We start from the raw sequence: 19,397 nt of genomic DNA, 5'->3' as shown, positions 1-19,397 counted from the left end.
CATTGACAAAACAAGATGTCCTCTCTATAATTCATATTGTTGCAATCGAGGTGATTCGGATGAAATGGTCCCTGATGCAATTGAATAAATTGCGCAATCTGGGTCAACTTCAGGTTAACGAGACGATCGAGCTTCCTGAGCTCATCGCCCTCCATCCGGATATCCGGGCGGTGCAACCTGTGCACATTCGTGCAAATGCATCGTTTACATCGAATCAATTAATATTCAATCTCCGGATTACTGGCGAAATGACGCTTCCGGATGCCCGGACGCTAAATGACGTCGCGTACCCGTTCGAGATTGAATCCATCGAGTCGTTCCTGCTCGAAGTTGATGCTGCTCCGGTTGATTCGGACGATATCAATTTACCGAACGGGAATACGGTCGATCTTCGACCACTCGTGCAAGAATTGATTTTACTTCATGTGCCAGTGCAAGTGCATGGGGATGATGAAGAAAATCAGTTGGTTCAAGGGGAAGGTTGGACGGTTCTTTCAGAAGAATCTCCAGAAGAAGCTGAACCAAAAATTGATCCGCGACTTGCGGGTCTCGCTCAGTTCTTTAAAAAAGATCAGGATTCCTAATTTTTTGATAAAGACGAGTGTATTTTTTCAAGGAGGTGGACAACGATGGCAGTACCATTCCGCAGAACGTCGAAAACACGCAAACGTCTTCGCCGTACTCATTTCAAACTCCGTGTACCAGGTATGGTCGAGTGCCCAAACTGTGGTGAAATGAAACTTTCACACCGTGTTTGTAAAGCATGTGGCTCGTACAAAGGTAAAGAAATCGTCAGCAAGTAAGCTGAATGATCGGTATAAAGACGACCTGTAAAATCGAGAAAATCGGTTTTACAGGTCGTTTTTTTTGATATATAAAGGAGTGATTCGACGATGAGCAGAATAGGAATCATCGGAGCCGGTGCTGTTGGGTTATTACTTGCTTCCTACTTAGCAGAGCACCATCAAATTACGTTATATACGAGACAGTTAGATGACGGGACAAAGCGAATCCTACGAGACAATCAATGGAGTCCGACCGTAAAGGTTCGACCGATTGCGCATTTCGAGTCACAAGACTTGGTGTTCGTTACGACAAAGTCGTATGATATAAAAAGTGTGATTCCTTATCTAGAACACGAGAAAAATCCAGTCGTTTTTTTACAAAATGGAATGGGACATCTTGATGCAGCACGTGCTCTGCCGCAAGCAATTTTCGGGGTCGTTGAGCATGGCGCGATGAAAACAGGTCCTTACGAAATCCGTCATACGGGAAAAGGGCGCATTCGATATGGGAATCATGTCCTGTCGATGCTGAAGCGAGATGCGTTGCAGTTTGAGCACGTAACGAATATTGAAGCAGTCATGGTGACGAAATTATTCATGAATGCTGTCATCAATCCATTGACAGCTTATTATGGGGTTGAAAATGGGCGATTACTCGATGAACCGTATGCATCGAAAGCACGTGCCGTCTTTGCCGAAGTGCGTAGTGTCTTCCCGAACCACCCGATTACGTATGATGAAATCGAACAGATTTTAAAGCGTACGCGTCTCAATCGCTCGTCGATGTTACGGGATGTGGAGCAAGGACGAATGACGGAAATCGATCCAATCGTTGGGTATGTGCTAAAGCAGGCGACGCAACCGACACCGTTGTTAGCTTATTACTTTCAGGAAATTAAGCATCGAGAACAAGAGGGGGATTCGTTGTGACGGTTTTTATCATCTTTCCACTGTTCAGTTTAATTGTCCTTTACTTATTATTCCTGTTGTTGTTTCGGACGCATGCCAAGGCCGTCCGGGTCGCGCTTGATCTCGGGACGTTCATCGTATTGTATGCGATTCATGTTTCGTTAATCGCATTGACGGGGCATAACTACGTGGGTTGGTTGTTGATTGCGGTATTGTCAGTGTTTGCATTAAATGCGTTATGGCAACGGATTCGACAAGTCGACATCGATTATGTCCAAATGATTCGACATAGTTGGCGAATCATCGTCTTGATTGCCCTTCCTGTACATCTCATACTGTTTGGAATTGGAATTCGTCAACTAATGATTGGTTGATCAAGTTAGAAAGAAGGGATTTTGTTTGAAGGTACAATCATTTCACGCCTTATATGAAGACAACTCGTTGATGCATAGAGCGACGGGTGAAGACTTTTCTAAATATGTAGACCACATCGGAGAAGATGGGATGCGCGAGCGGAGCCAACATCTTCGAGAACGTCAGTATCCTCATCTCAGTCCACTCGTCGATGAGTTGATTCGTCAAAATCCGCAGATGACTGGAACGATTCGACAGCGTCTCGAACGTTTACGGACGGGTGAGGCACAAGTCGTCATTACTGGGCAGCAAACCGGTATCTTCGGGGGGCCTTTATATGCAATTTACAAACTGTTAACCTGTCTAAAGGTCGCGAAGCAAGCGGAAAATCAATTGGGGTTACCGGTTGTTCCGATTTTTTGGCTCGCGACCGAAGATCATGATTTTGATGAAATCAATCATATCTATGCACCGACGGCAGAATATCAACCGCGAAAATTGACGGTTTCACCGCAAGATACGATTCAGCGTTCCGTTAGTCGGATGACGCTCGATCAAAAAGCGGTCAAACAAGTCTTACGCCAAGCCTTGAGCGTCGACCAAGAAACACAAAATACAAAGGAACTTGTTTTGCTGGTGGAGCGGTTGATTGATCAAGAAACGACATATGGCGGTTTTTTCTCAGCGCTACTCGGAGAATTAGTGAATCATGATGTCATCTTTTTTGATGCCGATGCAAAAGCAGTACGCGAACTCGAAATTCCATTCTTTGAGCAGTTGATTCAAGACAACAAAGAAATTCGTCAAGCGTTGTCGATCGGGATTCAGCAAACGACGGACTTACCGGATACCTTCTTGAATGAAGAAGCAGCGCATCTGTTCGTCGAGGACATCGGACGGGATTTATTGTACCCGGGAGAAGACTTTGTAACGAAGCAGGGGAAGACTTACACGGAACTTGAGTTACTGGCGTTGCTGTATGCAAGTCCTGAGCGTTTTTCGAATAGTGTCGTCACACGACCGTTGATGCAGGATTATCTGTTCCCGACCCTCGCCTATATCGGAGGACCTGGTGAGATTGCCTACTGGACACGTCTTCGACCATTGTTCCATCACTTTGATTGGACGATGCCGCTGCTCATTCCACGAATGGGCGCCGTCATGTTACGGGCGCGGGACGAAAAGCTGCTTCGCCGGTATGACTTGTCGCTAGAACAAGTATTATCGCATGGTGTAGCGATTGAACCGTTCGATGCGACGAAGATAAATAGTCAGCTGCATTCGTCGCATATTTTAGGTACTGCACTCATTCAAGAAATTGAACAGGTCGAGCGGGCAACTTCTAAAAATTTATCAGCGACGAAAAAGCTGAATAAACAAATTCAACTCGCAATCGATACGCTCGTTACGCAAGAGCGGCGGAATTACGATCGCCTCATGCGAACAAAACGCTCACTCCAGTATCAACTTCTTCCGAATGGAGCGCCTCAAGAGCGCATGCACTCCATCTTGCCATGGCTCAATCGCTACGGTTTAGATTTAATTCAAAACCTGCGTGTACAATATGAGCAGACAGATGCTGAACAATTGGAAATTTTGCTTTAAACCTGCTGAAATGAGCAGGTTTTTTTGTTTTTTTAGCGAAAGATACCTAAAAGTGAAATAAATCAAGAAAACTGTCTCATTTTCGTAACGTTTTAAATAAGGAATGTGATACATTGAAAAAGAGTAACGTCCATCTTGGACACTGAAAGGTGAGGCAGGGCATGTTTGAACATGAAACGGTATTAAAATGGGAGTCCATTAAAGGGCTAGATATTAAACCTGATGGAGTATATGTAGATTGTACATTAGGTGGAGCAGGACACAGTGAAGAAATCGTGAAGCAATTGACGACAGGTCATCTCTATGCATTTGATCAAGATGACGTCGCGCTTGCCCATGCGGAAGAACGTCTCGCAGCGTATGCCGGTCGCTTTACGCTGATTAAGAGTAACTTCGTTCACTTGCAAGAAAAGCTAAATGAGTTAGGTGTAACTAAAGTAGATGGTATTTTGTTTGATCTCGGTGTATCCTCGCCCCAGCTGGATGAAGGGGAACGTGGTTTTAGTTATAACTTTGATGCGCGTCTCGATATGCGAATGGATCAAACGTCATCGTTATCGGCATATGAAGTCGTCAACGACTGGCCATATAATGATCTCGTTCGGATTTTCTTTACATACGGAGAAGAAAAATTTTCGAAGCAGATTGCACGGAAAATTGAAAAGGCACGTGAAGAAGGTCCAATCACGACGACGTTCGAACTGGTCGAACTCATCAAGGACGCGATTCCAGCGCCTGCCCGTCGAAAGGGTGGGCATCCGGCAAAGCGGACGTTCCAAGCGATTCGGATTGCTGTCAATGATGAATTGAATGTCTTCGATCGAGCGGTGTATCAGGCGATTGATTTGCTGGCTGTTGGTGGTCGTCTTTGTGTCATCACGTTCCATTCACTTGAAGACCGCATGTGTAAACTAGCATTTAAAGAAAAATCATCGTTACCTGAGCTTCCACAAGGATTGCCGATGATTCCAAAAGAGTTTGAACCAGAACTTCGCCTCGTCACACGTAAGCCGATTACAGCAGGAAATGATGAGCTTGATGATAACCGTCGTTCACGTTCTGCTAAGTTACGGATTGTTGAAAAAATGAAGGAAAGTTGAGAGGAGCATTCAGATGGCAGAACCACTTCGTAAACCAGTCCAATCGCTAGAACCTGTTCGTCAGCGCCCAGTTCAAGAACCGACGAAAACGGAAGACATTAATCGTCGCGTCGCCGTCCGTCCGAAGTATCGCCTGTATCCCTTTGAAAAATTCTTATACAGTGCAATGATTGGTGGTCTCGTCTTATTCGGTAGCGCGACGATTGGGGCACACAATGATGCTTATAACGTCAGTCGAGATCTTGCGAAGGAAAATCAAGTGACGCAAGAGATGAAGAAGGAAAATGAACGTCTTCAACTTGAAGTTACGAATTTAAGCTCTCCAGAACGGATCTACAAGATTGCGAAAGAACAAGGTCTTGATATGCGAAAAGGGAACATCAAGGTGATTCCTAAATGAATCCACTTAAAAAGTCCCGTGTGAGAGTAGCCATCATCATGATGATATTTGCTGCTCTCTTTTTTGTGTTTATTGGCCGGTTTCTTTATTTGTCGACAACTAAAAAGTTTCACGGAGAAGATATGATTGCCTACGCGGAAAAGAAACGCTGGGAAGCCGAGTCGACGCTCTCGGCAGAGCGAGGGGAAATTTTTGACCGTCTTGGTTCACCGATTGCGATCAATGTACCCTCTTACCACCTTGTCGCAGTCTACCGGTTAGGCGGCGTTCAAGATCCGGATGCGACAGTCGTTGACTATAAGAAGACGGCGACAGGGCTCGCGCCGATTCTTGGTATGACGGTCAAAGAGCTTGAGACGTATTTGATTGAAAATAAAGACCGCTCGCAAATCGAGTTCGGAAAAAAAGGGAGTGATTTGACGCTTGATCAAAAAGAAAAAATTGATAAGCTCGACCTTCCCGGAATCCGACTGATTGAAGAGCCAAAACGATATTATCCAAACGGTGTTTTTCTATCCGATACGCTCGGATTCGTTCAAAAGATGACGGAGGATAACGGACGCGTCGTCTTAAAAGGACAGATGGGGATCGAAAAACAATATGATGATGCGTTACGGGAGTCAATTGGGTCCCGTGTCTTTGAAAAAGATCGAAGTGGCGGTGAATTGATTCAAGGTGGATCGCGTATTTCAAATGAGCCGAAAGATGGCTCGAACTTATACTTGACGATTGATCACCGAATTCAACAAGCGCTCGAAAAACAAATGCAGAAAATGTATGACGAATACAAACCTAAAAATGCGACAGGTGTCGTCATGGATGCAAAAACGGGTGAAATACTCGCGATGACGGATCGACCATCATTCAATCCGAACTTGCGGGATATGACAGATTTCACGAACTTTGCCGTTTCCTCACGGTTCGAACCGGGTTCGACGATGAAGATCTTTACGCTGGCGGCTGCGATTGATGCCGGTGTCTTTCGGCCGAATGAACCGTATAAGTCAGGTAACTACAACTATAAAGGCACAGTCATCAAGGATTACAATGATGTTGGTTGGGGGACGATTCCAATGATTGAAGGAGTCTATCACTCGTCGAATGTCATGTTCTCGATTTTGACAGCTGAAAAGCTAGGCATCGAGCGGTATAAAGAATACTTTAAGAAGTTTCATTTTGATCAAAAGACGGGTATAGACATCTCGGGAGAAGTAAACAGTCAGTCCGATTTATCAAAACCGTTAAATACGGTCATCACGTCGTGGGGACAATCGACCGCCGTGACCCCAATGCAATTGTTGCAGGGAGCGACGGCAATCGCTGGAAATGGTGAAATGGTCAAACCACACATCATCCAAAAGGCAGATCACGTCGATCAGGCTCCTTACAAAGCAAAAACGGAAGTGGTCGGCAAACCGATTTCGGCTGAAGCGGCGAAGGCGACGCGGGAAGCACTCGATGGCGTCGTCAACAGTAAGCTTGGAACGGGACAAATGTATAAGTTGGATGATTACCGCGTCATCGGTAAAACAGGGACAGCGCAAATTTCAGAGAACGGGAAGTATATCCAAGGAAAGTTCATCCATTCCTTCATCGGAATGGCCCCGAAGGATGATCCTGAACTCATCATGTACATTGCAGTCGATCGTCCATCGAAAAATGAATCATCGGTCTCGGGTCCAAGTATCATGAGTCCAGTTTTCAAAAGCGTCATGAATACAGCACTCCAGTATCGGAGCATCCAACCCGAAACACAAAAAGAGTCAGTCGATGTCAAAGCAAAAATAACACCGAGCTATATTACAAAAACCGCTGCCGAAGCGAAGGCTTTAGCGAAGGAACAAGGTGCCGTTCCGATTATTTTAGGTGACGGGGCACAAGTCGTCTCGCAAATCCCGTCGCGTGGTCAGGAATTCGTCAGTGGTGAACGTGTCCTTCTTAAAACGGATGATACGTTCAAGATGCCTGATTTGACCGGCTGGTCGCAACGAGATGTCAAAAAGCTCGTCAGTTTGTATGATTTAAAGTTAGATGTGATTGGTAAAGGTTTTGTAACCAAACAATCAGCCCGAACTGGTACACTAGTGAAAGAAAATGGAAAGTTGACGGTTGAACTCGCTGAACCAAACGATTAAGGTAAAAGCGGTCCCTAATTTTCTGCAGGAGAACGAGGACGAACAGGAGTCATTCGTTGACTTTTGAATTCGTCCTCTTTTTCTGTAAATGAGTGGAGGAAATGAAATGGTGACGATAACAGAAATCGCAAGTTGGCTCGGATTAGATGTGACAGACAAAAGATCGCTTCGCCACTTTGCGACGGATTCGAGAAGTGAACTGACAGAAGGATTGTACGTTCCGATACAAGGCGCGCGCGTCGACGGACATTCGTTCATCGATGGAGCAATCGACCAAGGAGCCATCGCGACGTTATGGAAAAAAGGAATCCCGCTTCCGGACGCAGACATCGTCGTACTCGAAGTCGAAGACCCGTTAGCCGCGTTGCAACATATTGCAACACGTTACTTGAAACTCGTCTCACCAAAGGTAGTGGCGATTACGGGGTCCAATGGTAAGACATCGACAAAAGATATGGTCGAAAGTGTATTGAAAACGACGTATCGGACGCATAAAACATCAGGTAATTTTAATTCAGACATCGGCATGCCGTTGACGATTTTGATGATGCCTCGTGACACGGAGGTAGCGGTGCTCGAGATGGGAATGAGCGGCTTCGGTGACATCGAGTTCTTATCACAATTAGCAGAACCGGATATCGCACTTGTAACGAATATCGGTGAGTCTCATGCGGAACATGTCGGGGGGCGTGCAGGAATTGCAAAAGCCAAATTAGAAATCACAGCAGGTCTAAAGCCGGATGGTCATCTATTCCTTGACGGAGACGAAGCGTTACTTGCTGGTGTTACAGGTGAGCGGATTGGTTACCACCACGCAAACACATTTGTCATCGAGCAAGCAGAGGCGACCTTCCTCGGAACGACGTTTCAATTTGCCGGAGCAACATTCCGTATTCCGGTTCTTGGAAAACATCAAGTGCGCAACGCGGCTTATGCGATTGCGACAGCACGTGCACTCGGGGTTGCGGACGAGGTGATTCAGGCAGGGCTGGATGAAGTGAAATTGACACCGATGCGGATGGAACGTCTCGTCTATCACAAGACAGCCATTATCAATGATGCTTATAATGCAAGCCCGACATCGATGAATGCGGCAATCGAGACGGTTGCAGAGCTTGACGGTTATCCGACCCGCGTTGTTGTCTTAGGAGACATGTACGAGCTTGGGGACCAAGAGCGTGAATTGCACGCATCGGTCGGTAAGCGGATTACACTTCCAGTCTCACATGCTATTCTTGTAGGAGAGAAGGGACGGTATATCGCGGAAGGCATTACTGATCCGTCGGTAGTGGTCGAATTCGCAGAGACGGTCGATCAGGCGGCTACGTTGCTTCGTCCGTTGTTGGGTGAACAAACGATTGTGTTGCTTAAAGCTTCTCGTGGAGTAGCGCTTGAGCAGATTTTAACGGATTTAAACAAAATTTAATTCTTAAAAGTAGGTGTTTGCAATGATTACATTATTCATCAGTTTAATTGTCGCTTTACTCGTGGTTCTTCTTGTCATGCCAAGAGCGATTCCTTTTTTACACCAGTTGAAATTTGGACAAGAAATTCGAGAAGAAGGACCGCAGTGGCACCAGGTCAAGTCCGGAACGCCAACGATGGGTGGAATCGTCATTTTACTCGCAATGATTGGAAGTTTGATTGCGGCGATGATTACGGGAGACTTAGAAGCGAATCACTTGTCACTCTTGTTCTTGACGCTTGCTTATGGTGCGATCGGATTCATCGATGATTACATCAAAGTCGTCAAAAAACGTAACCTTGGATTGAACTCGAAACAAAAATTAATTGGACAAATCGTTGTTGGATTATTATTTGTATGGTTGAGTGGTGGGTTTACGAGCGAAGCGACTTACTTAGCGATCCCGTTTACGTCAATGACGTTTGATTTCGGCTTGCTTTATCCACTTGTCGCGTTGTTCTGGTTAGTCGGATTCTCGAATGCCGTCAATTTGACGGACGGATTAGATGGTCTCGTATCCTTTACAGCAATCCCGACATTCCTGTTCTTTAGTTTGTATGCGTGGTTCGTTGCAGATGAAGTAGGGGTCGCGTTATTCGCGATGTCAGCAGTCGGTGCATTGATTGGATTCTTATTGTTCAATGCCCACCCTGCGAAAATCTTCATGGGGGATACAGGTTCGCTCGCACTCGGAGCAGCACTCGCCGGGTTATCCATCCTCTTAAAACTTGAATTGCTACTTGTCTTAATTGGAATCGTGTTCGTTGTTGAGACATTATCTGTGATTTTACAGGTGATTTCATTTAAAACGACGGGAAAACGTATCTTTAAGATGAGCCCAATTCATCATCATTTCGAGATGGTCGGTTGGAGTGAATGGCGGATTGTCGGTACGTTTGCTTCGATTAGTTGTATCGTAGCGTTCATTGCCTACTTGCTTGTTTAATTGAAATTTCCGGATGAAGAAAGTGAGCGATTTTAAGATGAAGAAGTCTGATTGGGTCAACAAAAAGGTCTTAGTGCTCGGAACGGCTAAAAGTGGTATCGCAGCGGCTAAGTATTTGGTCGAAGCAGGGGCAGATGTGACGGTGAACGACGGTGGAACACCCTCGGGAACAGATCAAGATACTTTGCTGAAACTCGGTGTCAAAACGACTTTCGGCGAGCATCCGCTCACGTTACTTGAAGGAGTAGAGCTCATCGTCAAAAATCCAGGGATTCCGTATCAGATTCCGCTCTTGCAAGAAGCACTGGTGCGACAGATTCCAATCTGGACGGAAGTCGAGCTCGGCTATCATGCGACGAATGCGCAATGGGTAGCGATTACAGGGTCAAACGGGAAGACGACGACGACGACGCTTGTCCACGAATTATTGAAACAGCAGACGCGTCCGGTACACTTGGCGGGAAACATCGGCTTCCCGGCGATTGAGATTGCGAAAGAAGCGGAAGATGATGCAATCATCGTGATTGAACTTTCGAGTTTCCAACTGATGGGAATGCACGCCTTTAAACCAATGAGTGCGGCTTTCTTAAACTTATCAGCGGCTCATCTTGACTATCATGGTGATCTTGAATCCTACGCGGAAGCGAAAGCACGAATTTTCCGTAACATGGATGCGAATGACCGCCTTGTCGTCAATGCAGACGATGATGTCGTCATGCGCTTAAGTGATCAGGCAAAAGCAGAGCGGTTGCGTTTTTCACGTAAGAGTCCAGCTTATGCTCGTGTCGAGCAGGACATGATTATGGTTGGTGAAACGCCGATCTTACCGGCCGCTGAACTGGCTTTAGGTGGGGGACACAATCTAGAGAACGTCTTAGCAGGATTGACGTTAGTAGAACCATTCAATATTCCGTTACAAGCGGTGCAGGACGTCTTACGGACATTCGGTGGCGTCGCGCATCGTACAGAGTACATTGGCGAATTCAAGGGACGTAAAGTCTACAATGATTCGAAAGCGACGAACAACGTAGCGACGGAAGCAGCACTATCCGGTTTTAAAGCTCCAATCATTTGGTTATGTGGCGGACTAGAACGCGGTGCTGATTTAACACCACTCGTAGAGTCGATGACACAAGTCAAGCATGTCGTCGGTTTGGGCGAGACGGGACCACGTTTTGCGGAACTGGCACGTCAAGAAAAGATTGATGCAACGGTCGTCAGCGATATGGCGCAAGCAGTACAGGCAGCATTTGATGTCTCACAAGCCGGGGATATCATCTTATTATCGCCTGCGTCAGCGAGCTGGGATCAATATAAGACGTATGAAGAACGTGGCGAACATTTTGTTCGCGCCGTCGAATCGATTGGAGGAGATGCTAAATGAGAATCGTCGTATCAGGTGGTGGAACCGGAGGGCATATTTATCCGGCGCTCGCGATGATCCGCGAAATCGAGCGACGGATGCCGTGTGAAGTGCTATACATCGGAACGGAAAATGGGCTAGAAGCAGATATCGTCCGACGCGCAGGAATTCCCTTTGAATCGATTGAGATTTCAGGTATTCGCCGTTCGTTATCATTTGAAAACGTTAAGACGGGAATCCGTTTCTTAAAGAGCGTGACCCGTGTCCGGAAAATGTTGCGAAAGTTCAACCCCGACATCGTGGTCGGGACAGGTGGTTTCGTTTGTGGACCGGTCCTTTATACAGCAGCGAAGATGGGGTATAAAACACTCGTCCATGAGCAAAACAGTTTACCTGGTATTACGAATAAGTTCCTTGCTCGGTACGTCGATCGTGTCGCGTTATCGTTTAAAGGATCAGGTCACCATTTCGGTAAAAACGAAGCGAAAACCGTTTTAATCGGTAATCCCCGGGCTTCCGAAGTAGCTGATTTGCAAGTCGACCCGGTCATTGAACGGCAACGTTATGGTTTTGAAGAAGGGCGCCCGTTAGTCGTCGTTTACGGTGGAAGTCGTGGAGCGCCAGCAATCAACCAAGCAATCATCGAGATGATGCCGAAGTTCATTCAGATGGATTGGTCGATGTTGTTCGTGACAGGTCAAGTTCATTTTGAAGAGATTACTCGCCAAATCGGAACGGTCCCGGAGCGTATTCAGTTACGTCCGTTTGTCTATGATTTACCGAATATCTTAAAGGCGAGTCAACTCGTCATTTCACGTTCGGGTGCGAGCACGTTAGCAGAATTGACGACGCTCGGATTACCGAGCATTCTCATTCCGAGTCCATACGTCACAGAAAACCATCAAGAAGTAAATGCCTCGTCCCTCGTCGAAACAGGAGCAAGCTTGCTCGTCCGAGAAGCTGAACTGACAGGAGAAACGTTATTCGATGCTTGTAAAACGGCGATTGCGAATCAAGAAGCGATGTCGCAGGCCGCATTCGCTTTAGGGATGCCGAATGCATCGAGTGATTTAGTAGACGAGTTGAATCGCTTGATTCAACAAAAAAACTAAACAGTTGCAGGAATAGACCGATAAGGAACTGAAATTAATCAAGTAGAGGAGGAATGAACGTGAAGGAGCGACAACCGGTAAAAGATACGGATGCCACTGTCAGTAGTCTAGAAGATAAGATTCCTTATATCCGTGAACAACGCCGGAAGAAAGCAAACCGACGTTTAATCTATGTCCTCATCCTGATCGGTCTATTGATTGCTGTCGTATTTTATCTTCAGTCCAGTTATTCGCGGGTAGCGACACTTGAGATTGACGGTGTCGTCAATGTCAAAGAAGAAGACATCATTCAGGCGTCACGGATGAAGGTGAAGGAGACACATGCTTTCAATGTGTCAGAAGAAGCTGTGCTAGAGCGAATCGAAGATGTACCAGGTATACGGGAAGCAACGATGACACAGAGTTTTCTCCATAACTATCAAGTTAATGTCGTGGAGGAAAAAGAAATTGCTTACGCGAAAGATCAACCCGGAGACCGAATCGTCTTAGCAGATGGAACAATCATCCCTGGAAAGTCGAAGGAAGAATTGTTCGATGCACCGATTTTAACAGGCTTTACAGATCAGTCCCTTGAACGGTTGACGAAGGAACTCGTCAAAATCGAACCAAAAGTTCGGAGTCGGATTTCGGAAATCGTTGCAAACGATAAAACCGATAAAGGGGGATTGAAGTTATTCATGACGGATGGCAATACCGTCTTATTGAGTACTTCAGCTTTTTCTAACTCGTTGAATGAATATGTCAAAGTGATTTCAGCCTTACCAAAAGGAAAAACAGGGACGATCACGATTGACGGGGGAATCTATTTCAAACCATATAAAGTAAAAAAATAGAAAATTCCTAGTCATGAGTCAGCAGATTGACAAACGTTTGTTTTCATTAGTAAATAAGTAGGCGTATCGTCATCAAATCGTAATCTATTAGATGGGTAAGTTAGACAATAACTTCTTTTCGTAGGGTTTTATATAGTGTAGACTTAAACGAGAAGAAGTTTATCTTGTTTCCTGAATATATATAGGGACAATCAGTATGAGTATTATGAAAGTGGAGGTGTCACTCCCATGGAAACGAAAGGTACGATTGCCGCACTAGACATTGGAACATCGGAAGTGAAACTCATCGTCGGTGAACTACTCGGTGGGACACTGAACGTGTTAGCGGAGGGTTCTGCACCATCTGCCGGTGTCAAACGTGGCGTCATCGTCGATATCGACCAAACAGTCAATGCCATTAAACAAGCGGTCGCTGAAGTGGAACGGACACTCGGTGAACCGATTGGTGAAGTATATGTAGCAATTTCTGGAGAACACATTCAAGTCAAGGATTGTCAAGGGATGACTTCAATTAAAGGCGAAGACAATGAAATTACGGATGAAGACGTCAAAGACGTCTTACACTCCGCAATGGTCATGCGCATTCCGAACGAATTAAGTGTTGTCGATGTACTACCGAAAACGTTTACGGTCGACCAACAAACAGAAATCACGGATCCACGTGGTATGATCGGTTATCGTCTAGAAGTGACAGGGAAGTTGATCATTGGAGCGAAGACGATCCTACATAGCATTAAACGTTCAATCGAACGGGCTGGTCTAGAGCTTGCAGGATACGTACTTGAAAGCTTAGCTGTTTCAAGAATCGCGGCATCAATCGATGAACTGGAGCTTGGCGTCGGCATCATCGATATTGGACATGAGACGACAACATTGTCGATTTATGAAAAAAACGATCTCGTTTACTCGACGACGTTACCTTATGGTGGCGATCATCTGACACGTGACTTAACGTATAAGATGAATTGTAAGTACCAAGATGCAAAACTTGCGAAGGAAGAATACGGAGTGGCGCTTGAATCGTTAGGGGATCCTGAAGAAAAGGTATCCTATGTAACGATTAATGGGGAGCATCGTTTTGAGCCGCAACCTGAGATCGGTTTCGTTTTAGAGGCACGCCTCGAAGAAATCTTCGAGATGATTCAAAAACGGATGACGCAGGCTGGCCATCCACAAATGAATAGTGGCATCATTCTCTGCGGTGGAAGTTCTTCGCTTCCTGGAATCGATCAGCTAGGGAAACGGATTTTCAATCAGAACGTCAACGTCTACCAACCGGCCAGCTTAGGCATTCGTAATCCGAAGTACGCTGTGGCAGCCGGCATGTTACGCTATGTACTCTCAAGAAGTACGGTTTCGAAATCAGGATTTGATCGTGCGGACGAGAAGGAAGTCGTGGCGCAAAATCGTGAACAAGAACAATTGCTTACGAACCCGACACCGTCTCCAGTACGTGAAGAACGAACGCAACAGGAACAACCTCCAAAAGAGCGTAAATCATTCAGTAGTTTCTTTGAAAAGTTTTTTGGTTAATGACTAAAATACAATGAGTATAAAAAATTAGGGGGCCCCTTTTATGTTGCATTTTGATGAAATGATGGACCAAGTAGCTAAAATTAAGGTCATCGGCGTAGGTGGCGGTGGTTCAAACGCCGTCAACCGAATGATTGAACATGGTGTACAAGGCGTAGAATTCATCGCCGTCAATACAGATGCACAAGCACTCAACATGTCGCAGGCAGATGTGAAGCTCCAACTCGGTGCAAAGCTGACACGCGGTTTAGGTGCAGGTGCGAATCCAGAAATCGGTAAAAAAGCGGCAGAAGAAAGCCGTGAACAATTGACAGAGATTTTGTCAGGTGCTGATATGGTCTTCGTCACTGCAGGTATGGGTGGCGGGACAGGAACTGGTGCTGCGCCAGTCATCGCTGAAATTTCAAAAGAAATCGGCGCATTGACTGTCGGTGTCGTAACGAAACCGTTCATGTTTGAAGGACGCAAACGGATGCAACACGCTGTATCGGGTGTGCAAAACTTTAAAGAAAAAGTCGATACGTTAATCGTCATTCCGAATGATAAATTACTTGAAATCGTTGATCGTAACACGCCGATGCTCGAAGCATTCAAAGAAGCGGATAATGTGCTTCGTCAAGGGGTTCAAGGAATCACAGACTTAATCGCTGTCCCTGGTTTAATCAACTTAGACTTTGCAGACGTTAAGACAATCATGACTGAAAAAGGATCTGCCTTGATGGGCGTTGGTGTTGCGACAGGCGAACACCGTGCAACGGAAGCTGCGAAGAAAGCCATTTCAAGTCCATTGCTTGAAACATCGATTGAAGGTGCAAAAGGTGTCTTAATGAACATCACAGGTAGTGCGAACCTCAGTCTATATGAAGTAACGGAAGCTGCTCAAATCGTTCAAAGTGCAGCAGATGAAGAAGTAAACTTGATTTTCGGTTCTGTTATCAACGATAACTTAGAAGATGAAATCATCGTTACCGTCATCGCAACAGAATTCGAAAACGAGCCACTCGATTTCGAGATTCCATCTGCTCAAGAAATGATGAAAAACTTACTCAAGAAAAAGCAGGCGACTCCAACTCCTGCTGCGACTGAGGAGCCGAAACCACAAGTCGAAGAGACACCTGTCAGCTCGAATCCAGAACCAGCAAAAGGGTCAGATGTTGAAGAAACGATGGACATTCCATCATTCCTTCGTCGGAACAATCGTTAATCGATTTTTTCCAAGACACGACTGCTAGACAAAGAGGTGTCGCGTAAGCGGCACCTCTTTTTTGAAAGGGATGTGAAATGATGTTTGGTCAATGGATAAAGTGGGATACACCGACCGGTACAGTGCGTGCGGCATTCACTACAAAATTTTCAGCGCCGCATGGTATTGGCAATCTTGGATTGCATGTCAATGACGATCGCGATGGTGTCATTCAAAACCGGCAAGTCATCGCCCGTCAACTTGATTTATCGCTCGAAAATTCAGTTTGGGCAGAACAGGTTCACGGGAACCATGTCGAACAAGTGACGACGCTAGATTCTGGACGAGGCGCACTGGATTATGGAACAACGATCGAGGGTACAGATGGATTGGTGACGACGGATGCAAATGTATTACTCGCCATGTTATTCGCGGATTGTGTACCGCTCGTGTTTTGTGATCCGACGACAGGAATTATTGCGAATACGCATGCCGGATGGCGTGGAACAGTCGCGAATATCGTTGAAGCGACTGTCGCCCGAATGGAAGCGGCGGGGGCAGACCGTTCCTCGATTCAAATGGTCATCGGACCCTCGATTCGTGAATGTTGTTATGAGGTCGACCAACCCGTCCTTGAAGCGATTGACGGGCTTGGTCTTGAAGATACGCCCTACACAATAAAAGAAAACGGAAAAGCGATGCTTTCGCTTCAGCAGACGAATGCTGCATTAGCAGAGCGAAGTGGATTAGGTGACATCATTGATGCAGGAATTTGTACGCACTGCCAAGCAGATGACTATTTCTCTTACCGTCATGGGGACCACCAAGGTCGTTTCGCGAGCTTGATCGTAAAGGAGTCATTACATGTCGATTAATGAAAATGTTCAACTTGTCCAACAAAAGATGCAACAAGCGAGTGAAAAGAGTTTTCAAAAAAAGCAGGTACAACTGATTGGCGTGACGAAATCAGTTTCAAGTCAAGTTGCCTCTGAGCTGTTAGAAGCAGGTATAACGGCGCTAGGTGAAAATCGTCCGGAGGGTTTGTCAGAAAAACAAGCAGCACTTGGGCGTGAAGCCTGTGAGTGGCACTTCATCGGGACACTGCAGTCGCGAAAAGTACGTCAAATCATCGATCAAATCGATGTGCTTCACTCACTCGATCGTTTGCATTTAGCGGAAGAAATCAATAAACGTGCAAAACGTCCTATCGATTGTTTTGTTCAAGTCAATGTCTCGGGTGAAGCTTCGAAACAAGGTATTTCCGCAGAAGACATCCATTCCTTTCTACATGAAATCGGTCAATATCCAAAAGTTCGTGTAATTGGACTCATGACGATGGCACCATTGACAGAAAATCAAGAGGAAGTGCGGTCCGTTTTCCGCGCTTTACGCGTCTTACGAGACGAAGTAGCAGCACGAAACCTGTCTTACGCTCCCTGTACGGAATTATCGATGGGGATGTCGTCTGATTATGAGATTGCGATTGAAGAAGGGGCGACACACGTCAGAATCGGAACGGTCCTCGTCCAATCATAAAACGTAGAAGAAGTTGAAAGGAGAATCGAAATGGGATTCAAATCGAAAATGCAACATCTGTTTCTTGGGAACACAGACGATTTAGACGAACTTGAATATGAAAATGATGCTACAATAAATAAAGGTAGAGGTACTGCAGAGCAAGAGTATGAAGAGTACTACGAGGAATCTACCCCGAGTGTTACTCAAAAGGAGGACCCTGTGCGTCAATCGAATATCGTTCCGATTCATACGAAAAAAGCAAAATCACAAGTCATTTTAAGTGAGCCGCGTGTCTTCAATGAAGCACAAGAAATTGGGGAGCATCTCCGTCAAAATCGTGCGGTCATCGTTAATATGCAACGCATGTCAAAAGATCAATCACGGCAAATGATTAATTTTCTTTCAGGCGTCGTCTTTGCACTCGATGGTACGATTACGACAATCAGTCAAAACACGCTCCTCTGTGTGCCGAACAACGTCGAGCTCGCGGGTAGTATTTCAAATCTACTTGGAGAAGATGATATCAATCATAAGGGGTGGTAAACATGGATTCACAAGTTATGTACGCGATTGGGCGTACATTGAGCACGTTACTTCAATATTATAGCTATGTCATGATTGCTTATATTTTACTTTCATGGTTCCCGAACGCACGAGAGTCAAGATTCGGACAAGTATTAGCGATGTTAGTCGAACCGTTCCTCGCGCCTTTCCGACGGATCATCCCGCCCATCGGAGGTATGCTTGACATCTCACCAATCGTTGCCTTTTTAGTGTTGAACTTAGCACAGTCAGGCATCCGAGCAATCTTCTTCTAATGAGCGTCTATGATCACTATCGCGGACATGAGCGGGAGTTCGTCGATCTTGTCTTAAACTGGATCGATCATGTCGAAGCGACCTATACGTTTAAACTGACAGATTTTCTTGACCCACGCGAACAGCAAATCACACGCGAACTCGTCGGAACGAAATGTGCCCTCTTTTTTGAGGGCGGTTTCGAAGGGGCAGAGCGACAGCGGGCACTAATTGCGCCCGATTACTACGAACTTGATGCGAGCGACTTTGATATTGCCATCTATCGTATTCATTATCCTACAAAATTCGTTGAACTATCGCATCGACAAGTAACAGGTACGCTCTTAAACGTCGGTCTGAAACGCGGCAAGTTCGGTGACGTCGTCATTCAAGATCAAGTCGTTCAGTTCGCAGTCGCAGAAGACGTTGCTTCTTATATCGAAGTCAACGTCGAGCGGGCAGGGAAAACGAAAATTCGTTTATCTCGCGTCGAACTAGAAGACCAATTGAAGATCAAAGAACAGGAATGGCAAGAAGAACTTGGATTCGTCAGTTCGCTCCGCTTTGATACTGTCGTCAGCGAAGTGCTTGGTTTTTCGAGACAAAAAGCACAGAGTTTGATTAAACAAGGGGAAAGTAAAGTGAATTATAAAATCGTCGAAGATCCAAGCTTCATGCTTGAAGAAGGCGATTTGCTTTCGCTCCGTGGAACAGGCCGCGTCAAATTGACGGCTATTTTAGGGTCGACGAAACGCGACCGGATTAAATTACAGTACGGATTATTAAAAGGTTAAAAAATGCTGAGGAGGATTTCATCATGCCATTGACGCCACTTGATATTCATAATAAGGAATTTACACGTAAGTTTCGCGGCTATGACGAGGATGAGGTCAACGAATTTCTTGATCAAGTCATCAAGGATTTTGAAATGTTGTTGCGGGAAAACCGTCAACAGCAAGAAGTGATTCAAAACATGCAATCGCGTGTCGATTACTTCAGTTCGATGGAAGAGACGTTAAACAAGTCAATCATCGTTGCCCAAGAAGCAGGAGAAGAAGTCAAGGCCAATGCGACGAAAGAAGCAAGCTTGATTTTAAAACAAGCCGAGCGTGAAGCGGAACAACTGCAAGATTCCGCACAGCGTCGAGCGCAACGGACAGACTTTGAAGTCGAACAGATGCGTAAGAAAATCGAATTGTACCGTAATCGTTTTAAAGTCTTGATCGATGCGCAGATGGAGTTATTGGCAAGCCATGATTGGGACGCGTTTGATAGTTCGACCCGTGGTGCGCTTGACGAGATTCCGGCAGTTGCGTATAATGACGACGATGTCATATAACTTAAATCAATGACAAGGAC

21 protein-coding genes are annotated in these 19,397 nt (G+C 45.7%); all 21 read left to right on the top strand.

Features of this window, described 5'->3' with window-relative positions; all coding sequences use genetic code 11:
* Positions 1-59 precede the first annotated feature (59 nt).
* The 21 genes from A0126_RS09725 (at position 60) to A0126_RS09625 (ending at position 19,377) form a co-directional block, all read left to right on the top strand.
* Positions 60-584 carry a YceD family protein gene (locus A0126_RS09725; RefSeq protein WP_088837440.1) on the top strand — a complete coding sequence of 175 codons (525 nt, stop codon included), beginning with the start codon at positions 60-62 and terminating at the stop codon, positions 582-584.
* Positions 585-629: 45 nt separating this feature from the next.
* A complete protein-coding gene (gene rpmF, locus A0126_RS09720; protein WP_012370841.1) occupies positions 630-803 on the top strand; it encodes a 50S ribosomal protein L32 in 174 nt (57 codons plus the stop codon).
* Between the two features lie 90 nt (positions 804-893).
* Positions 894-1,715, top strand: coding sequence for a ketopantoate reductase family protein (locus A0126_RS09715; RefSeq protein ID WP_088837439.1), 822 nt, complete (start codon positions 894-896; stop codon positions 1,713-1,715).
* Complete coding sequence (locus tag A0126_RS09710) at positions 1,712-2,068, top strand: DUF3397 family protein (RefSeq protein WP_088837438.1); 357 nt, start codon at positions 1,712-1,714, stop codon at positions 2,066-2,068. Before A0126_RS09715 ends, A0126_RS09710 begins: the two co-directional genes overlap by 4 nt.
* A 25-nt stretch (positions 2,069-2,093) precedes the next feature.
* The gene (gene bshC / locus A0126_RS09705; protein WP_088837437.1) at positions 2,094-3,653 is read left to right on the top strand and encodes a bacillithiol biosynthesis cysteine-adding enzyme BshC; all 1,560 of its coding nucleotides are present in this window, start codon (positions 2,094-2,096) and stop codon (positions 3,651-3,653) included.
* A 161-nt stretch (positions 3,654-3,814) separates the two neighbouring features.
* Positions 3,815-4,753 carry a 16S rRNA (cytosine(1402)-N(4))-methyltransferase RsmH gene (rsmH, locus tag A0126_RS09700; RefSeq protein ID WP_029330916.1) on the top strand — a complete coding sequence of 313 codons (939 nt, stop codon included), beginning with the start codon at positions 3,815-3,817 and terminating at the stop codon, positions 4,751-4,753.
* A gap of 13 nt (positions 4,754-4,766) precedes the next feature.
* Positions 4,767-5,153 carry a cell division protein FtsL gene (gene ftsL, locus A0126_RS09695; RefSeq protein ID WP_088837436.1) on the top strand — a complete coding sequence of 129 codons (387 nt, stop codon included), beginning with the start codon at positions 4,767-4,769 and terminating at the stop codon, positions 5,151-5,153.
* Entirely contained in the window at positions 5,150-7,288 is a 2,139-nt protein-coding gene (locus A0126_RS09690) for a penicillin-binding transpeptidase domain-containing protein (RefSeq protein ID WP_088837435.1), read from the top strand. The genes ftsL and A0126_RS09690 overlap by 4 nt, the downstream gene beginning before the upstream one ends.
* 106 nt (positions 7,289-7,394) lie before the next feature.
* Positions 7,395-8,714 carry a UDP-N-acetylmuramoyl-tripeptide--D-alanyl-D-alanine ligase gene (gene murF / locus A0126_RS09685; RefSeq protein ID WP_088837434.1) on the top strand — a complete coding sequence of 440 codons (1,320 nt, stop codon included), beginning with the start codon at positions 7,395-7,397 and terminating at the stop codon, positions 8,712-8,714.
* 22 nt (positions 8,715-8,736) lie between these two features.
* Positions 8,737-9,699, top strand: coding sequence for a phospho-N-acetylmuramoyl-pentapeptide-transferase (gene mraY / locus A0126_RS09680; RefSeq protein WP_088837433.1), 963 nt, complete (start codon positions 8,737-8,739; stop codon positions 9,697-9,699).
* 37 nt (positions 9,700-9,736) lie between these two features.
* Positions 9,737-11,083, top strand: a complete 1,347-nt coding sequence (gene murD, locus A0126_RS09675) for a UDP-N-acetylmuramoyl-L-alanine--D-glutamate ligase (protein ID WP_088837432.1) — start codon at positions 9,737-9,739, stop codon at positions 11,081-11,083.
* Positions 11,080-12,174 carry an undecaprenyldiphospho-muramoylpentapeptide beta-N-acetylglucosaminyltransferase gene (murG, locus tag A0126_RS09670; RefSeq protein WP_088837431.1) on the top strand — a complete coding sequence of 365 codons (1,095 nt, stop codon included), beginning with the start codon at positions 11,080-11,082 and terminating at the stop codon, positions 12,172-12,174. The genes murD and murG overlap by 4 nt, the downstream gene beginning before the upstream one ends.
* 59 nt (positions 12,175-12,233) lie before the next feature.
* A complete protein-coding gene (locus A0126_RS09665; protein WP_088837430.1) occupies positions 12,234-13,007 on the top strand; it encodes a cell division protein FtsQ/DivIB in 774 nt (257 codons plus the stop codon).
* A gap of 228 nt (positions 13,008-13,235) precedes the next feature.
* Positions 13,236-14,540, top strand: coding sequence for a cell division protein FtsA (ftsA, locus tag A0126_RS09660; protein ID WP_088837429.1), 1,305 nt, complete (start codon positions 13,236-13,238; stop codon positions 14,538-14,540).
* A 43-nt stretch (positions 14,541-14,583) separates the two neighbouring features.
* Positions 14,584-15,744 carry a cell division protein FtsZ gene (ftsZ, locus tag A0126_RS09655; RefSeq protein ID WP_029330907.1) on the top strand — a complete coding sequence of 387 codons (1,161 nt, stop codon included), beginning with the start codon at positions 14,584-14,586 and terminating at the stop codon, positions 15,742-15,744.
* Positions 15,745-15,824: 80 nt separating this feature from the next.
* Positions 15,825-16,598, top strand: coding sequence for a peptidoglycan editing factor PgeF (gene pgeF, locus A0126_RS09650; protein ID WP_088837428.1), 774 nt, complete (start codon positions 15,825-15,827; stop codon positions 16,596-16,598).
* Complete coding sequence (locus A0126_RS09645; protein WP_088837427.1) at positions 16,588-17,259, top strand: YggS family pyridoxal phosphate-dependent enzyme; 672 nt, start codon at positions 16,588-16,590, stop codon at positions 17,257-17,259. The genes pgeF and A0126_RS09645 overlap by 11 nt, the downstream gene beginning before the upstream one ends.
* Before the next feature lie 30 nt (positions 17,260-17,289).
* Complete coding sequence (locus tag A0126_RS09640) at positions 17,290-17,784, top strand: cell division protein SepF (RefSeq protein WP_029330904.1); 495 nt, start codon at positions 17,290-17,292, stop codon at positions 17,782-17,784.
* 2 nt (positions 17,785-17,786) lie between these two features.
* Positions 17,787-18,059 carry a YggT family protein gene (locus A0126_RS09635; RefSeq protein WP_088837426.1) on the top strand — a complete coding sequence of 91 codons (273 nt, stop codon included), beginning with the start codon at positions 17,787-17,789 and terminating at the stop codon, positions 18,057-18,059.
* The gene (locus A0126_RS09630; RefSeq protein WP_029330902.1) at positions 18,059-18,832 is read left to right on the top strand and encodes a YlmH family RNA-binding protein; all 774 of its coding nucleotides are present in this window, start codon (positions 18,059-18,061) and stop codon (positions 18,830-18,832) included. Before A0126_RS09635 ends, A0126_RS09630 begins: the two co-directional genes overlap by 1 nt.
* 23 nt (positions 18,833-18,855) lie before the next feature.
* Positions 18,856-19,377, top strand: coding sequence for a DivIVA domain-containing protein (locus tag A0126_RS09625; RefSeq protein WP_088837425.1), 522 nt, complete (start codon positions 18,856-18,858; stop codon positions 19,375-19,377).
* Positions 19,378-19,397 lie beyond the last annotated feature (20 nt).

The organism is Exiguobacterium sp. N4-1P (genome assembly GCF_002214325.1).
Note: the sequence above shows the minus strand (reverse complement) of the source record. Positions and strands in the feature narration are given on the sequence as shown.

Excerpts from the sequence above, each read along its gene's own strand:
- A0126_RS09690 (WP_088837435.1), top strand. The coding sequence starts at position 5,150 with ATGAATCCACTTAAAAAGTCCCGTGTGAGAGTAGCCATCATCATGATG.
- rpmF (WP_012370841.1), top strand. The coding sequence starts at position 630 with ATGGCAGTACCATTCCGCAGAACGTCGAAAACACGCAAACGTCTTCGC.
- ftsL (WP_088837436.1), top strand. The coding sequence starts at position 4,767 with ATGGCAGAACCACTTCGTAAACCAGTCCAATCGCTAGAACCTGTTCGT.
- murD (WP_088837432.1), top strand. The coding sequence starts at position 9,737 with ATGAAGAAGTCTGATTGGGTCAACAAAAAGGTCTTAGTGCTCGGAACG.
- mraY (WP_088837433.1), top strand. The coding sequence starts at position 8,737 with ATGATTACATTATTCATCAGTTTAATTGTCGCTTTACTCGTGGTTCTT.
- A0126_RS09715 (WP_088837439.1), top strand. The coding sequence starts at position 894 with ATGAGCAGAATAGGAATCATCGGAGCCGGTGCTGTTGGGTTATTACTT.
- A0126_RS09725 (WP_088837440.1), top strand. The coding sequence starts at position 60 with ATGAAATGGTCCCTGATGCAATTGAATAAATTGCGCAATCTGGGTCAA.
- A0126_RS09645 (WP_088837427.1), top strand. The coding sequence starts at position 16,588 with ATGTCGATTAATGAAAATGTTCAACTTGTCCAACAAAAGATGCAACAA.
- A0126_RS09635 (WP_088837426.1), top strand. The coding sequence starts at position 17,787 with ATGGATTCACAAGTTATGTACGCGATTGGGCGTACATTGAGCACGTTA.
- rsmH (WP_029330916.1), top strand. The coding sequence starts at position 3,815 with ATGTTTGAACATGAAACGGTATTAAAATGGGAGTCCATTAAAGGGCTA.
- A0126_RS09625 (WP_088837425.1), top strand. The coding sequence starts at position 18,856 with ATGCCATTGACGCCACTTGATATTCATAATAAGGAATTTACACGTAAG.
- A0126_RS09640 (WP_029330904.1), top strand. The coding sequence starts at position 17,290 with ATGGGATTCAAATCGAAAATGCAACATCTGTTTCTTGGGAACACAGAC.
- A0126_RS09630 (WP_029330902.1), top strand. The coding sequence starts at position 18,059 with ATGAGCGTCTATGATCACTATCGCGGACATGAGCGGGAGTTCGTCGAT.
- pgeF (WP_088837428.1), top strand. The coding sequence starts at position 15,825 with ATGTTTGGTCAATGGATAAAGTGGGATACACCGACCGGTACAGTGCGT.
- ftsZ (WP_029330907.1), top strand. The coding sequence starts at position 14,584 with ATGTTGCATTTTGATGAAATGATGGACCAAGTAGCTAAAATTAAGGTC.
- murG (WP_088837431.1), top strand. The coding sequence starts at position 11,080 with ATGAGAATCGTCGTATCAGGTGGTGGAACCGGAGGGCATATTTATCCG.
- ftsA (WP_088837429.1), top strand. The coding sequence starts at position 13,236 with ATGGAAACGAAAGGTACGATTGCCGCACTAGACATTGGAACATCGGAA.
- murF (WP_088837434.1), top strand. The coding sequence starts at position 7,395 with ATGGTGACGATAACAGAAATCGCAAGTTGGCTCGGATTAGATGTGACA.